Source organism: Flagellimonas okinawensis (genome assembly GCF_029194005.1).
Taxonomy (GTDB): Bacteria; Bacteroidota; Bacteroidia; order Flavobacteriales; family Flavobacteriaceae; genus Flagellimonas; species Flagellimonas okinawensis.
On sequence record NZ_JARFVA010000002.1, the window covers coordinates 505,026 to 520,912 of the forward strand.

Consider the following 15,887-nt stretch of genomic DNA (forward strand, 5'->3'; position numbering starts at 1 on the left):
AAAACTAAATTAACTCTAATCCATAGCAAATGAAAAAACTTATGTTTGTTTCCCTAATGCTACTGGGTTTGGCAACTTACGGCCAGACTACGGTAGAGGGAAAGGTAGTTGATGAAAACAATGAGCCGATACCTGGGGCCAATGTGGTCTTGGTAGGCAAAGCTGAAGGAACCACTACGGACTTTGATGGAAATTTTACTTTTAATACTGATGAAGAACCCCCTTTTCAGCTTCAATTTTCCAGTATAGGTTATTCGGATTTTACTACAACCGTAACATCAAACAACCAAACTCTTACAATTACGCTTTCTGAAGCAAATACCATGTTGGATGAGATCGTAATCTCGGCGTCCAGAACACCGGAACGTATTTTTGAATCCCCGGTTTCAGTGGAAAGGTTTGGACTCAAGGAAATCAAGAACACAACGGCCGAATCATTTTATGGAGGGCTTCAAAATTTAAAAGGTGTAGATATCAACACCAACAGTTTAACCTTTCAATCCATCAATACCAGAGGTTTTGCAACTTTTGCAAACAACAGGTTCTTGCAATTGGTAGATGGTATGGACAACACAGCACCAGGTCTTAACTTTGTATTGGGTAACCTAGTGGGGATGTCTGAATTAGATGTACAGAGTGTCGAAATTCTTCCAGGAGCATCGTCTGCTTTGTATGGGGCAGGTGCATTTAACGGTATTTTGTTCATGACCAGTAAAAATCCTTTTGATTTTCAAGGGATTAGTGCTTATGCAAAAGGTGGTGTAACAACACAAGATGCTGCAGGAAGTAATTTTTATAAAGATTTTGGTGTACGTGCCGCCCATGCCTTTAGCGATAAAGTAGCTGTTAAAGCAAACTTGTCGGTATTGACAGGTGAGGATTGGCATGCCAACAGCCGAATGGATTTGAACAATCCAGGTGCTGACCGTTCCAACCCGGCTTATGATGGACTTAACGTTTATGGGGACGAAGTGTCCACAGTGTTGGATTTTGATGCTGCAGCAGGTTTCCCTACTGGTACCGTAGGTTCCGCCGTGATTTCCAGAACCGGTTATGATGAAGCTGACTTGGCCAATTATAATGCAGAAAGTGTCAAGGCCGATTTTGCTGTGCATATTAGACCTTTTGCCGATGACTTGGAAGTCATCCTTAATAGTAGGATCGGTAGAGGTACTACTATTTATCAAGGAGCTAACCGTTACGCGGTGGCTGGGTTCACCATGCAGCAACATAGATTGGAAATCAAAAACGACAACTTCTTTGTTAGGGGCTATATAGTTTCAGAGAATTCAGGTGATGCTTATGATACCCGTTTTGCGGCAATCAATGTAAACAGAGCTTGGAAATCTGACGTTCAGTGGTTTACCGACTATGCTTCAGCTTATATCCCGACTTATCTAGGCGGAATCCAAGGAGCGGGACTAAGTCCTGAACAAGCGTCTACACAAGCACACATTGCGGGTAGACAAGCTGCAGACCAAGGTAGGTTGCTCCCCGGAACAGCTGCCTTTGAACGTACATTCAATAGTGTAATAAATGATGGGGACCTAACGACTGGAGCAAAATTCATCGATAAAACCAAATTCCGTCATGTAAACGGAAACTATAATATTGCACATTTGATAGATGATTGGGCGGATATCCAAATTGGTGGGTCTTTCAGGGAATACGAATTGAATTCCAATGGAACTATTTTTACGGATATTGATGGCCCTATCAAATACAATGAATATGGCGCTTACTTGCAGATTCAGAAAAAGTTCTTTGATGATCGTTTAAAATTTACAGGCTCTGCACGATATGATAAAAATGAGTTTTTTGATGGATTTGTTTCACCACGGGTATCGTTTGCCTATACCTTGGGAGAAGAAAGAAATCATAACCTTAGGGTTTCCGTGCAACAAGGTTTCAGAAACCCGACTACTCAGGACTTATTTATTGGATTGAACGCAGGCCGTGCTATTTTGGTTGGTTCTGCACCGGATAACTTAGATCGCGATGTAAGAACATTCGATATCAGTGAAGCAGGACAAAACTTAACAGGACAATCTACCGTACAAATAGTGGGAAGAGCAGCGTATGAGAATGCTTATTCTACCAGTTCGTTGCAAGCGGGAGCTCCAGAAGCTGTTAACACCCCATTGGCGCAACCTGAAGAAATTACGGCCTATGAAGCAGGTTACAGGGCACAAGTGGGTAGGTTCACCATTGATTTGAGCGGATACTACAATAGCTACACTAATTTCTTGGCCAACACAACTACAGCCGTGCCTTTTTATGGAGAGGCAGGAGACGGAGGACTTTCCTTATTGGCGCTTCAAAATGGTGATTATCAAGTGTATCAAACCTACACCAATTCAGATGCAGAGATCAACTCCTATGGAGGTACTGTTGGAGTGGATACCAAAATCGGAAACTTTGATTTAGGAGTGAACTATACCTTTGCCGAGTTGGACATCGATGAAGGTAGATACCCAGACTTGAGAACAAACTTTAACACTCCAAAGCACAAGGTGAAAGCCTCTTTTGGAAATGCCTCCCTATTTAAAAACTTTGGTTTTAATGTAAACTACAGATGGAGCGATAGCTATTTCTGGGAAGCTTCATTCGCGGATGGCGAAATTCCGGCTTATTCCGTTTTGGATGCACAGATCAACTATTCAGTGCCATCAATTAAATCAGTGTTTAAGCTTGGTGGTTCTAACCTTATGGGGGACGAATACTTTACTGCGATCGGTACTGGATATATAGGTTCCATCTACTATTTGTCTTGGAGCATAAACCCTTAAACAACAGTAATCAAACAAAACTTAAGGCGTTGGGTATCCCAACGCCTTTTTTATTGAAAAAAAAGCTGAAATCGGTTTCTGAATAAAAATGTAAAAGCATATCTTTGCAGCCGAAAAAATAGCGGTTATTTTCCGCGTATTCAATTATAAATAAACATACTAATGTCTAAAGTAACAGGTAAGGTTGCCCAAATTATAGGCCCGGTCATTGATGTTGAGTTTGAATCTGGGGTAGAGATCCCAAGAATTTATGACTCCCTTGAAATTGCAAAAGCAGATGGCTCAAGATTGGTTTTGGAAGTACAATCACACATTGGTGAGAATACCGTAAGAACCATTTCTATGGACTCAACCGATGGATTGAGCAGAGGTGTAGAGGTAGTAGCTACTGGAAATCCAATTCAAATGCCAATCGGTGAGGATGTTTACGGACGTCTTTTCAATGTGATCGGTGATGCTATCGATGGTTTGGAGGAACTGCCTAAAACTGGAGACAATGGACTTCCAATACACAGGGAAGCGCCAAAATTCGAAGACCTTTCCACGTCCACTGAGGTACTTTTCACAGGTATCAAAGTAATCGACCTTATCGAGCCTTATGCAAAAGGTGGTAAGATTGGATTGTTCGGTGGTGCTGGGGTAGGTAAAACCGTATTAATCCAAGAGTTGATCAACAACATTGCAAAAGGTCACGGTGGTTTGTCCGTGTTCGCAGGTGTTGGAGAGCGTACTCGTGAAGGAAACGATTTGCTTCGTGAGATGTTGGAGTCCGGTATTATAAAATACGGGGACGATTTCTTGCACTCCATGGAAGAAGGAGGATGGGATTTGTCCAAAGTAGATAAAAAAGCAATGAAGGAATCCAAGGCTACCTTCGTGTTCGGTCAGATGAACGAACCACCAGGAGCACGTGCTCGTGTGGCATTGTCTGGATTGACCATTGCTGAATATTTCCGTGATGGATCAGGAGAAGGACAAGGTAAAGACGTACTTTTCTTCGTAGATAACATTTTCCGTTTCACCCAAGCAGGTTCTGAGGTATCCGCACTTTTAGGTCGTATGCCATCTGCGGTAGGTTACCAACCAACATTGGCAACAGAAATGGGTGCCATGCAGGAAAGGATTACATCAACAAAAAGAGGTTCCATTACATCTGTACAGGCGGTTTACGTTCCTGCGGATGACTTGACTGACCCTGCACCAGCGACAACATTTGCTCACTTGGATGCAACAACCGTACTTTCACGTAAAATAGCCGAGTTGGGTATTTATCCTGCTGTGGATCCATTGGATTCAACTTCTAGGATTTTGACTCCTGAGATTTTGGGTAAAGAACACTACGATTGTGCACAGCGTGTAAAAGAGTTATTACAACGTTATAAAGAACTTCAGGATATTATTGCCATCTTGGGTATGGAAGAACTTTCTGAAGAAGATAAGTTAGCAGTAGGTAGAGCTAGACGTGTACAACGTTTCTTATCTCAGCCTTTCCACGTAGCGGAGCAGTTTACAGGTATTCCTGGAGTATTGGTTGATATTAAAGAGACCATCAAAGGATTTAACATGATCATGGACGGTGAGCTAGATCACCTACCAGAATCTGCTTTCAACCTTAAAGGTACCATCGAGGAAGCTATCGAGGCAGGAGAGAAAATGTTGGCGGAAGCATAGTGTCATTCCTGCGAAAGCGGGAATCCATTATTAATTAAGTCAAAACAAATAGATTCCCGTTTACACGGGAATGACAAGAGAAAATATGTATTTAGAAATAGTATCACCCGAAGCTACTTTATTCTCAGGAGACGTAACCTCGGTTACCGTGCCAGGAGTAAATGGAGAGTTCCAGATGTTGGAGAACCACGCACCTATCGTGTCCCTATTACAAGCTGGAAACGTAAAAGTGAAAGGTAACATCACCATTGATGAGGATTTTGCCGACAAGTTTTCCAAAGGAAACAATGGAGAGACCGTTTTGGCAATTACAAGTGGTACAGTGGAGATGAAAGATAATAAAGTAATCGTCCTAGCCGATTAAAATAAATGAATTCATTCACAAAAAAGCCGCTCCATTGGAGCGGCTTTTTTATTTCAGCATAATCACGTGCCATTCCTTATCATCTGAATGGTATATGGCTAGGGTTTTAAACCCAATGGCCGCATGAGCTGCCAATGACCTTGGATTTTTACCATCCACTTCGGTGATAATAGTATCAAAACCTATAGGCAATTTCTCTTTCATGGTTTGATACAGCTTTCGGAAAATGCCTTGTCCTCGATGGGTTTTCGCCACACAAATTTGTCCCATGGCTATATAATTGACCTTGCCTTTAAGAGCTTTATCTATTTCATGGAACATAGGGCGAAGCACTTCTATATCCTCTGCAAATTTTGGATGCATGCACAGGGCATAACCCACAACTTGACTTTCATCCACGGCAATAATGTGTCCACACACCTCATTCATGGCTTGGAGCACATCCATGGTGTGTTCCACGGTCACAAAACCTTCTTTTGTGCTTTCTTCTTGACTTATGTTTTTAGGTAAATTACGCTGCTGCAGGTCCAGAATTTGTTCCAGTTCCTGTAAAGTGTTCGCTTGCTTGTAAACAACCATTTATTCCACTTTAAGCCATTTTTTTCGCTGTTCGAGCATCTTTTTTGATGGTTGTTGCTCTTTGTCTTCCATCAAACTAAACATGTAATCCGGACTTGGGGTCAAAACCATTTCCGTTGTTTTCTCAATTCCATATCTCTTGAATTTCACCTGTAAAGGTTCTCCGATACTGAATTGATTGAGATAATCATCAAAAGATTGGTCCTCAGCAAAAGCTTTGTCGTTTATACTTAAAATCACATCCCCATTGTCTAGACCAGCCTTATAAGCAGGACTGTCCATTTTCGTGTTTCTCAGAATCATGTAACCTGATTTATCAGCACTCATGGAAACATATGCCCCAAAATAGGGCATAGCTTTAGGTTGCTCCAAAACAACCCCCACCGATTCCATAAGGGTGCGGTAGTCAGGCATATTGCTTTTGTAGATATAGCTGTTAAAGAAATCATCACCGAACGTGTCCCCTGCATATTCTTTTAATGCATCATGAAGATTTTGAATGGTATACGGAATTTCGGTAGCTCCATATTTCTTCCATACGAGCTTCATAAAATCATCTAGGTTCAATCCTTTTTCCCGTAGGGACAAATCCAACGCAAGACCCAACACACTTCCGTAGGAATAGTAAGAGATGAACATGTTTTCTCGGTTAACAGGGTCCACAGAGGTGGCCGCATCCACAAAGGGTGCCTGAAAGCTCATTTCAATGGGGTTGAAGAATTGTCTAGCTGGAGAGTTCCAAACGTAGTTAAAGGTTCCTACCAACCCTTCGACGTAATCTTTCGGAGAGGAAAGTCCGGCTCTGCATAAAATCAATCCGGTGTAGTAGCTTGTAAAGCCTTCAGCAAACCAAAGTGACCCGCTCATGTTGGCTGCTTCAAAATCAAAAGGCTCCAATGTTTTCGGTCGGATGCGCTCCACGTTCCAAGCGTGAAAGAATTCGTGCGATACTGTTCCGATGTTACGCTCCATACCTCCATTGGCCAAGCTTCGGGTGCTTGTCAATATGGTAGAGTTGCGGTGCTCCATGCCGTCGCCAGAGGCATTTGGAATGTAGCAGGCCAAGAACGTATAGTTGCCATAATCAAAATCGGGCAGTTCGTCATAGACTTCCTTTTCTGCCAGCACTACTTTTTTTACTTTTTCAAAATATTCATCGGCTTCCGCTTCGGTACCATTATGGTGGAGTGCAAGATTGATGGTTTTACCATCCAACTCAAAAGAGCGAAGCATAAAATTGCTGATTTCCGTAGGACTGTCCATAAAATAATAGAGGTTCGGAGCTGAATAGGTGTTGCCCGAGACCAAAGGAAGTTGCGTAGCCACTTTCCAATCCAAATCTTCGCGAACGTCAAAAGTCACTTCAATTTTACGCTCGCTCAACTCAGGAGCGAACATAAAAGTCGCAGGAATATTCAGGTGTGTATGTGTTTCGTCCACTTGGGAGTAGGTTCCCCCGCCCCGATTGGCGAACAAAATATATTTAATGTTGATAGTTCCATCGTGTCCACTTACCTCCCAAGCATAGGGGTTGGGTCTGGTAACCGTCAAAGCTTTTCCCTTACTGTCCGTAGCTTCAAAGCCATAAACGTTTTTGGCGAATTCGTGTAGCGCATAACGTCCTGGAGAGGTTCTGCTCATGCGAAACTCAACTTTGCTCGAGCTTAGATTTGGAAAAGTAGCTTCAACAATCGCTTCGTGATGAACGGCATTATCAAAGGAGATTTGATATATATTGGTCTGAGCAGTTATAAATAACCCTGTGAACAGTGCTAAAAAGGAAAAGATAAATTTCATTTTTGAAATAGGTTTAAGAACGACTAAGATACTGTTTAATCACCGTAAGTGCTAGATTTGTGGGATGGAGAAATTTTTCGGTAGTTGTTTGAAAATATCGACTATTTTAACAAGAAATTGAGCGATTACGATTTTGTTTGCAAACCCTCAAAAAATATTTGGAAGGATGAAAACTGAATTTTACACTTTAGGAAGCTTTGAGTTCCCAGCGGATGCCGTGGTTATTAAAGGCAAATTGGAGGCAGAGGGCATTCCAGTTTTTTTAAGGGATGAAGCTACCATCAATTCAGATCCTTTAATCAGTGCAGCTTTGGGCGGAGTTAAGCTACAAGTGTATTCAAGCGATAGGGAAAGGGCCAAGGAAATTTTTGATGAAGTCCGAAACTACGCCACCGATGATTTTGGAAATCCCGTTGTCTGCCCTAATTGCAAGGCCACAAAATCCGAAATTTATTACTCTAGAAGTAATGTCTTCTATAAGCTGTTTCCGTTCTTTGAGCCCAGAAAGTACCAATGCATACAGTGCAATTTCATTACCAGACCCGCCCAATGAAATTATCTGTTGCCGGAATCATTATAGGCGTTGGTAAATAAGACCTCTTCCTACGGTAGCTTCCAATTTGTAGTGCTTATCGAGATATGCATCAATGTAGGTGTTGTAATCTTCTAGTTTTTTATCAAAGATTTCTTTCCCTTTTCTGGCCACTAATGTTTTGGGTTGAATTACCTCCATAATATATTTGAGTTCTTCAATACCTGTTCTTCTTGGATTGTGCATATCCGGAAATAATTCATCACGTGTAATGTTGCTAGGGTGTGTAGCCGCTTTGGTCGGGGGTGCTTCTCCCAGAACCCAATATCCGATATGGTATTCAGTAAAAAAGATGTTTTGGGTATCTAGGCCATTTTTCACGATATATTTTGGCACATCAATTCCTTCACCATTATAAAACGATCCCTTTTTTATTTTGTTGGAAACAATGTTCACGTACTCCAGGTAAGACTCCATTGGTACTAGCAAGAGTAAAGCTATGATGAGCGGTTTATATGATTTTTTCAGTTTGGGGAGTTTGCCAAGGGCAACACCTGCTGGAATTAAAACAAATGGGTAAAGTTGAATCAGGTAATGTCCATTTACCTTTCCAGTTTGCATAAAAGAAAGCAGAATTCCAATAATAACAACGGTTAGTAATTGTGATTCCCTGGATTTAAAATCTATGATTTTGTAAATAAAACCTGTGATCAGAAGCCCAAGCACAATGAATACAAAGGGCAATGTTTTTACGGGAGAGTGGTACTTGCCCCCAGTATAGGCCAAGGGGGCCTCAAAAATCGACTCCCACCAAACATTTAGGTTATCCTGGAGATAATAGGGCAATGCTGTAAGGGCAACGGTAAGGGCGATACCGATTCCCATAAAGAACAAATTCCCAATGCTTTTGGATAACTTTTCCTTGGCAAATCCCTCGGACAAAAAATAGATGCCCAAGGTCAAAACGGGATATGCCATATTCAACTTGGACATAATGGAAAGACCAAACAAAAGTCCCGCCAACAAAAACCATTGCCATTGTCTTTTGTAAATCAAAAAATAGATGCCTGCCACAAAAAATAGAGTGCAAATGTGTTCGGACATTACTCCTTGTAGGCTCCCAAACAAGCTTTGGAAAAACACACAAAAGATGGCAATCCATAATGCAATTTTTTTACCGGTTATTTTTTTAGTGATTCCATAGGTGAACAAACTTGTTAAGGCCACCATTACCGCTCCAAAAAACCGAATAGCAAAAAAGCTTTTTCCAAATAGTTTTATGATGATGGCGAAATACAAAAAAGTAATTGGCGGTTTAAGGTCCCAAAGTTGTGTATAGGGTAAATGTCCGTTCGCCCAGGATTGCCCCATAAGGATAAAAGTGCTTTCATCACGATCTACATAATCCCTAAAAAAGAAAGGGAAACGGATGAAAACTGACACCACGACCAAAACAAAGAGGACCATTTTCCAGTCCAGATCTTCATACCTTAAAGAACGTAATTTTTTAAGCACGATGGTATTCAGCTTTTTGATCGTTTATTATCATCTGTGCAATATAGATAAATTTGAATGGTTAAACAGCTACCAACTGTAAGTACGCTTGTTTTAGCTTTTCAATTACGAGTTTAAGTTCTTCCTCGTTTAAGTTCCCGTAACCAAAACGTATGGCACAGGTGTTTTTATCTTGATAAAGAATGGTTTTTGGCAGGAACAGATCCAATTTTTCAGCTTCTTGAGCTAGCTTTACCAAAGACATGGGTTTTTTAAACCGCAACCACATGGCAAGCCCTCCAGAGGGTATTTGCCAGTCAAGTATCTTGTCAAAATGTTCTTTTAAAAGAGTGTCTAAAGCATCCCTGCGTTGTTTGTAGGTTACAATATTTTTTTTCTTGAGCCGGTATATTTCACCTTCGGATATCAGTTCAGAAAGCATTTGTTCCTGTATGAGGTCTCCTTGGGTATCCAATAATTGTAAGTAATTATGGGCTTCGGAAATTACCTGTTCTGGCGCAATGACAAACCCAGTATGAAAACTTGGAAATAAAGACTGCCCCAGTTTACCCAAGTAAATAATGTTCCCATTAGCATCTGCACTGGCCATGGGCAACATGGAAGAGCCTTCAAACTGAAAATCATGGTCAAAATCGTCCTCGATTATGGCAAAACCATTCGTTTTGGCCAATTCCAACAATTGCAGTCTTCTTTTGGTGCTTAATGTTGTGGTTGTTGGATAGTCCCTGTTGGAGCAAACATAAATACAACGAATTTGCTCGTCTATAAAATGCTTTTTTATGTAAGCAATATCCAATCCCTCATCATCTACTGGTACCGTTTTTATTCTTGCCCCTGCTTGTTGAAATATCATATTGGCCACGTAATTGCTTAGTTGTCCAACCAGCACCAAATCACCTGGATTAATTAATACCTGCGAAACAATATACAGGCTCATTTCCGTACTGCGGGTATTCATTAAATGGGTTGGTTTTATATGGAAACCCCTGGTGACATTTAGGTAGTTACAAAGTTGGGTGCTAAAAACAGAAGGAGCCAAAGCACTGGTTCTATTCCATTTGTTGATCAATGGCTTTCGTTTCATTGCAGCACTATACCATCTAGAAAATTGGTGAACGGGATGTAATCTTAAATCGGGCTTACCATCATTTATAGAATATTTGGCAGTGGACTCTTCTTTGGTAGATGCTAGATTAAAGGATTGTTGGAACGGGAATCCAGGAATTTTTGGATACTGGTAAACTTGATTGATATGCTGTGTGGTTGCTTTGATTTTTACTTTGGAGTCTTCTGGAACTACCACAAAAGTTCCTTTATTGGGTATGATGTTTACCCAACCTTGCGAGGCCAATTCATCATAGATGGCCACAGCTGTATTGCGATGCACGTTCAGTAATTTACTTAAAGCGCGTGTTCCGGGCAACTTGCAGCCTTTTTCCAAATAACCACGCTGAATGGCATTCATGATTTGCTGTGCCACTTGCACGTAAGCAGGTTGCACAATAGACCTGTCTATCGAGACTAGTTGGACCAATACATCAAAAACCGGACTATTCATTGTTTTAAAACTGGACTAGTTTAATCGTCCGGAAAGTTAGGACTTTTGCATCATATAATTAATTGATTTAAAAACACACCTTAAAGGTTTGAACAATGAAGAAATCAATTCTATTTTCTGCGATTTTACTGGTCGGTGCTTTTCAGGTAAAAGCGCAACAGGACGATACGCCTGTATTGGTAGATTCGTTAAGCGAAGTAGTGGTAACCGCAAACCGAATCAACCTTCCTTTCAAGGAAAATTCAAGAACCATTAATATCATTACTTCCAATGATATTAAAAAAAGTGCTGCTGTGAATGTGGCAGATCTGTTACAACAAGTTGCTGGTGTAGATATAAGAAGACGAGGTACCGGTGGTAGCCAAGCTGATCTGTATATAAGAGGTGGTGGTTTTGACCAAACCTTATTATTGATAGATGGTGTTAAAATGGACGATGCGCAAACGGGACACCACACCATGAACGCAGCTTTGCCACTGGAAGTGATAGAAAGAATAGAAATTATAAAAGGTCCGGCAGCGCGGGTTTTTGGACAAAATGCATTTGCTGGCGCTATTAATATCATCACCAAGAAGGATTTGGATAATTCGGTTTCCTTAAATGTAGAAGCGGGTTCCTTTGGGCAATTAAACGGAAGTGTAACTGCTGGTGTTGATAAGGAAAACTCGACTCATATAATCCATGTCGGAAGGATGACATCCGAAGGATATAGAAATAACTCTGATTACGATAATGGGAACTACTATTTAAAGAGTGTTTTCAATAAAAATGCACAGCCGATACAAATGACGGCTACTTTCTTGGAGCGCAATTTTGGAGCGGAGAATTTTTATACCACCAATCCAACATTCAATGAGTACGAAGAAACCCAAAACAGTCTTTTGGCGTTTTCTACCACCTTTAAGAACAACAAACTAAAAATACAGCCAAGAATCTATTGGAAACGTAATCAAGACTTGTTTCTATTGAGACGAAATGATCCTGGTTTTTATAGGAACATGCATATTTCCAACAAGATTGGCGTAGAAACCAATGCCTCTTATGCCTCTAAATTGGGAATTACAGGATTTGGGGTAGAGCTTTCTCAAATCTATCTAAGAAGCAATAACCTAGGTAGCCGAAGCCGTTTCATGTCCAATGTGTTTTTAGAACATCGTTTTAGTATAGCGGACAACAAATTGGATATTACCCCAGGTGTGGCGCTGACTTACTTTTCAGACTTTAAGTTGAGAGCATTCCCTGGATTGGATATTGGGTATAACCTGACCAATACTTTTAAAGTATATGGTAATATTGGCTATACCTACCGCATACCGACTTATACGGATTTGTACTATAACGACCCAGTTACCAGTGGTAACACAGATTTGGAACCAGAAGAAGCTTTTGCGCAGGAATTGGGCTTAAAGTATACTACTCCTGAATTTAATGCCAGCGTTGCTGTTTTTAATAGGGATGCAGACAATCTAATCGATTTTATTAGAAACGATGTTTCTGAAGATGTATTTACGGCTACAAACATTACAGAAGTAAATACCAAAGGTTTGGAGTTGGATGCTGCTTATAATTTTAAGTTCAAAGGCTTTACGCAAACCTTAAGTGTAGGCTATGCGTTTTTGGATGACAATATTTTAGACCAAAACGAAGAATTGTCCCGTTACTCTTTAAATACATTGAAACATCAATATACTACGCGCTTAAGTACCCAATTGTTTAAAAATGTACGTCAGAATATTATTTATAAGTATGCAGAACGTACTACGGGACAAACATATAATGTTTGGGATGCATCATTGGCCATTAAAGTAAAAAAGGCTGAGTTTACCATTACTGCAAATAATATTTTCGATGCAGATTACATAGAGTCTGGCTTTATACCTATGCCGCCGAGTAATGTATTATTTGGTTTGCGATATAGTTTTAAATAGAATGAAAACGGAGTAGCCACTGGGAAAGGCAAATTGGTGCCCAAATAGTAGTTTTCAAAACGTTTTATTAATTTAGCTGTTTCAAATTCCTTGAAATTTTGAAACTGAATCTTGAACAGATACCTCGGGAGAAAACCCTGACCAAACAGGCATTTATCCATAAATATTTCAAGCCCCAAAAGCCCGTAGTCATTGAGCGCTTTATTGAGGATTGGCCAGCCTATTCCAAATGGGACCTGGATTACATGAAAGAAATTGCAGGGGACAAGGAAGTGCCACTTTACGATGATCGACCGGTAAAGCATGATGAAGGCTTCAATGAACCGCATGCCAAAATGAAGATGGCCGACTATGTCGAGCTCTTAAAAAGCGGTCCTACCAAATACCGGATTTTCCTTTGGAACATTTTAAAGGAAGTTCCCGAACTGCAAAAGGATTTTTCATACCCGGATTTTGGTCTTCGCTTAATGAAGGGGCTTCCCATGCTCTTTTTTGGCGGACAGGATTCGCACACCTTTATGCACTACGACATTGATTTGGCCAATATTTTCCATTTTCATTTTGAGGGTAAAAAACAATGTATTCTGTTTTCGCAGGATGAGACCAAGTTCTTGTATAAAATTCCGCATTCGCTGATAACAAGAGAGGATATTGATTTTGCAGACCCTGATTTGGAAAAATGGCCCGCCCTTTCAAAAGCCAAAGGGCACATTACCCATTTGGAACATGGAAATGTGCTTTATATTCCAGAAGGTTATTGGCATCACATGAAGTACATCACACCTGGGTTTTCCATGAGTTTACGAGCGATTGCCCGTAAACCTAAAAATCTTGGAAAAGCAGTTTACAACATTTTTGTGATGCGGCATTTTGATAACCTGATGCGTAGACTGAAAGGCCAAGAATGGATTGATTGGAAAAATGAAAAGGCTGTGGAACGGACACAGAGACTATGGCCACAGGATTGATGTTATTTAATTAGTTGGTTCACTTTTTCATATACCAAATGACTCTCCCAACCGCGGTAGAGCAAATAGTCCGCTAATTTTTTCTTTCTTTTTAAATTATTGGTCTCCTTTATTTGATCCAGCCGTTTTCTGGCAAGCTCATCTAATGTTTCCAAGTATGCCTCCTCCGGTATTTCGGAAAGTGCACTTTTGATATTGAAAGCAGATATATCCCTAAATTTTAATTCTCTCACAATACGGTTCGATCCCCACTTTTTTATGTTGAACTTTCCTCTTGCAAATGCTTTTGCAAACCGTTCCTCGTTAAGATAATTTTCTTGTATAAGGTGACCCAGGATTTGGTCGATTGCCTCAGGAATCATCCGCATTTCCCTTAGTTTTTCAACCACCTCTTTATGGCAACGCTCTTGGTAGGCACAATAGTTTTCCATCTTTTTGGTGGCTTCCGCAAGGGTATAACTTTTAGTGTGGTTCATATCCCAAATGTACATAAAACAAAAAAGCGACCCCATCTCTGGAGTCGCTTCTTATTAGGGTCTTATTGTTTTGCCTTCTTTGTCCTTAAAACGATATTCAAGGTACTTATAGGCATCCCTGGGTTGTATTTTAACCCATTTCTTATAGGTTTTAAACCATTTGGAACGAATGGAAGGAAATCCTTTGGTCAGGTATGCCGCAATAAATGGGTGTATATTTAATACAACTCCATTGTTTTTGCGTTCTGGTTTAAGGATTCGCTCTAAATCTGCTTGGATCTTGTCGATCAAAACAATGGGAGCTTCCACTTCGGCTCCCGAAACGTTCGGGTTTTCCTCACTGGTCTTGATATTCATTTCGGGACGTACGCGTTGTCGTGTAATTTGAACCAGGCCAAATTTACTTGGCGGCAAAATTTTGTGTTTTGCCCTGTCGTCCTTCATTTCATCCCTTAGGTGGTCAAACAACTTACGTCTGTGGTCACCTTTGGTCATATCAATAAAATCCACTACAATGATTCCTCCCATATCGCGCAGTCGTAATTGCCTTGCAATTTCCGTTGCTGCCAATAGGTTGACTTCGAGTGCGGTATCTTCTTGGTTTTTTGCCTTGTTGGAACGGTTACCACTGTTTACATCTATTACGTGTAAAGCTTCGGTATGTTCGATAACAAGGTAAGCCCCTCGGCTCATGGATGCTGTTCGGCCAAAAGAAGTCTTGATTTGACGTTCTATCCCAAATTTTTCAAAAATAGGGGCCGAACCGGTGTACAACTTTACAATGGATTCTTTTTGTGGTGCAATTTCATGCAAATAATCCTTGATTTGGTTGTAGAGTGTTTCTTCATCAACATGAATTCCGGTAAAGGAATCGTTGAATACATCCCTAAGGATGGATGATGCCCTGTTCAATTCCACCAATACTTTGGATGGATGGGGCGCTTTGTGCAATTTTTTGCACATGTTTGTCCATTTGGAAAACAAGTTCTGAAGATCTTTGTCCAGTTCTGCAACCTTTTTGCCTTCTGCTACGGTACGTATAATTACACCAAATCCTTTGGGCTTAATACTTTTTACAAGTCTGATAAGTCTGTCCTTTTCTTCTTTGCTCGCTATTTTTTGGGATACCGAGACTCTATCGGAAAAAGGTACCATGACCAAAAATCGCCCGGCTATTGAAAGTTCGGAGCTTATTCTGGGTCCCTTGGTTGATATAGGTTCTTTTACTATTTGTACCAGTAGTGACTGATTGGCCTTCAACACATCGTTGATGCTGCCATTCTTGTCAATGTCTTTTTCAAACGGAAAATTTCTAAGGGAATAATCTTTAAGCTTCCCTGTTCTAGCTTGTTTAATGAATTTCAACATGGAGGACAGTTGCGGGCCCAGGTCGTGATAGTGCAGGAACGCATCTTTTTCATAACCAACATTGACAAATGCTGCATTTAGGCCTGTAACGGGTTTTCTTATCTTGGCTAGGAAGATATCCCCTACGGAAAAGTTGTTATTGTCCTCTTCCTTGTGTAATTCTACTAATTTTCCATCTTTTAATAAGGCAAAATCGACTGCATCAGGAGTAGATCTTACGATTAATTCTCTATTCACCTGAATCGATTTTTATTTATCCCACATGAATTTTGGGATAAATGATTAAACAATATATAGTATCGGTTATTTTTCGAACCGATTGAAATTCGTTTCTTGAATCTC

The 15,887-nt window shown here is 40.5% G+C and carries 12 protein-coding genes; 6 read left to right on the top strand and 6 right to left on the bottom strand.

Annotation, left to right across the window (positions count from 1 at the left end):
* Positions 1-29 precede the first annotated feature (29 nt).
* The 3 genes from PY091_RS08090 (at position 30) to PY091_RS08100 (ending at position 4,824) form a co-directional block, all read left to right on the top strand.
* Complete coding sequence (locus tag PY091_RS08090; protein ID WP_275649201.1) at positions 30-2,789, top strand: TonB-dependent receptor; 2,760 nt, start codon at positions 30-32, stop codon at positions 2,787-2,789.
* 162 nt (positions 2,790-2,951) lie between these two features.
* Positions 2,952-4,460 carry a F0F1 ATP synthase subunit beta gene (gene atpD / locus PY091_RS08095; protein WP_207028196.1) on the top strand — a complete coding sequence of 503 codons (1,509 nt, stop codon included), beginning with the start codon at positions 2,952-2,954 and terminating at the stop codon, positions 4,458-4,460.
* 85 nt (positions 4,461-4,545) lie between these two features.
* Positions 4,546-4,824: a F0F1 ATP synthase subunit delta/epsilon gene (locus PY091_RS08100; protein WP_275649202.1), complete on the top strand. Its 279-nt coding sequence runs from the start codon at positions 4,546-4,548 to the stop codon at positions 4,822-4,824.
* Between the two features lie 48 nt (positions 4,825-4,872).
* Here the strand turns inward: PY091_RS08100 and PY091_RS08105 are convergent, their stop codons facing one another.
* Both PY091_RS08105 and PY091_RS08110 read right to left on the bottom strand, forming a co-directional pair.
* Positions 4,873-5,403, bottom strand: coding sequence for a GNAT family N-acetyltransferase (locus PY091_RS08105; protein WP_275649203.1), 531 nt, complete (start codon positions 5,401-5,403; stop codon positions 4,873-4,875).
* Complete coding sequence (locus PY091_RS08110; RefSeq protein WP_275649204.1) at positions 5,404-7,200, bottom strand: M61 family metallopeptidase; 1,797 nt, start codon at positions 7,198-7,200, stop codon at positions 5,404-5,406. It lies immediately after the preceding gene.
* 166 nt (positions 7,201-7,366) lie between these two features.
* On the opposite strand from PY091_RS08110, the gene PY091_RS08115 reads away from it, so the two are divergent.
* Entirely contained in the window at positions 7,367-7,753 is a 387-nt protein-coding gene (locus PY091_RS08115; RefSeq protein WP_275649205.1) for a putative signal transducing protein, read from the top strand.
* A gap of 21 nt (positions 7,754-7,774) precedes the next feature.
* Here the strand turns inward: PY091_RS08115 and PY091_RS08120 are convergent, their stop codons facing one another.
* Together PY091_RS08120 and PY091_RS08125 are read right to left on the bottom strand one after the other, a co-directional pair.
* Entirely contained in the window at positions 7,775-9,247 is a 1,473-nt protein-coding gene (locus tag PY091_RS08120) for an ArnT family glycosyltransferase (protein WP_275649206.1), read from the bottom strand.
* Between the two features lie 61 nt (positions 9,248-9,308).
* Positions 9,309-10,805, bottom strand: coding sequence for an aminotransferase-like domain-containing protein (locus PY091_RS08125; protein ID WP_275649207.1), 1,497 nt, complete (start codon positions 10,803-10,805; stop codon positions 9,309-9,311).
* Between the two features lie 95 nt (positions 10,806-10,900).
* Here PY091_RS08125 and PY091_RS08130 point away from each other — a divergent pair, with 95 nt between their 5' ends.
* Both PY091_RS08130 and PY091_RS08135 read left to right on the top strand, forming a co-directional pair.
* On the top strand, positions 10,901-12,733 hold the full coding sequence (locus PY091_RS08130) for a TonB-dependent receptor plug domain-containing protein (protein ID WP_275649208.1): 1,833 nt from the start codon (positions 10,901-10,903) through the stop codon (positions 12,731-12,733).
* Between the two features lie 98 nt (positions 12,734-12,831).
* Complete coding sequence (locus tag PY091_RS08135) at positions 12,832-13,701, top strand: cupin-like domain-containing protein (protein WP_275649209.1); 870 nt, start codon at positions 12,832-12,834, stop codon at positions 13,699-13,701.
* A gap of 2 nt (positions 13,702-13,703) precedes the next feature.
* On the opposite strand, the gene PY091_RS08140 is transcribed toward PY091_RS08135, so the two are convergent.
* The gene (locus PY091_RS08140) at positions 13,704-14,177 is read right to left on the bottom strand and encodes a regulatory protein RecX (protein ID WP_275649210.1); all 474 of its coding nucleotides are present in this window, start codon (positions 14,175-14,177) and stop codon (positions 13,704-13,706) included.
* A gap of 54 nt (positions 14,178-14,231) precedes the next feature.
* Entirely contained in the window at positions 14,232-15,782 is a 1,551-nt protein-coding gene (locus tag PY091_RS08145; protein ID WP_275649211.1) for a ribonuclease E/G, read from the bottom strand.
* Between the last annotated feature and the right edge of the window lie 105 nt (positions 15,783-15,887).

Bases quoted from the DNA above. Each gene is read 5' to 3' on its own strand.
- PY091_RS08130 (WP_275649208.1), top strand. From the start codon at position 10,901: ATGAAGAAATCAATTCTATTTTCTGCGATTTTACTGGTCGGTGCTTTT.
- PY091_RS08115 (WP_275649205.1), top strand. From the start codon at position 7,367: ATGAAAACTGAATTTTACACTTTAGGAAGCTTTGAGTTCCCAGCGGAT.
- PY091_RS08090 (WP_275649201.1), top strand. From the start codon at position 30: ATGAAAAAACTTATGTTTGTTTCCCTAATGCTACTGGGTTTGGCAACT.
- PY091_RS08100 (WP_275649202.1), top strand. From the start codon at position 4,546: ATGTATTTAGAAATAGTATCACCCGAAGCTACTTTATTCTCAGGAGAC.
- atpD (WP_207028196.1), top strand. From the start codon at position 2,952: ATGTCTAAAGTAACAGGTAAGGTTGCCCAAATTATAGGCCCGGTCATT.
- PY091_RS08125 (WP_275649207.1), bottom strand. From the start codon at position 10,805: ATGAATAGTCCGGTTTTTGATGTATTGGTCCAACTAGTCTCGATAGAC.
- PY091_RS08110 (WP_275649204.1), bottom strand. From the start codon at position 7,200: ATGAAATTTATCTTTTCCTTTTTAGCACTGTTCACAGGGTTATTTATA.
- PY091_RS08140 (WP_275649210.1), bottom strand. From the start codon at position 14,177: ATGAACCACACTAAAAGTTATACCCTTGCGGAAGCCACCAAAAAGATG.
- PY091_RS08105 (WP_275649203.1), bottom strand. From the start codon at position 5,403: ATGGTTGTTTACAAGCAAGCGAACACTTTACAGGAACTGGAACAAATT.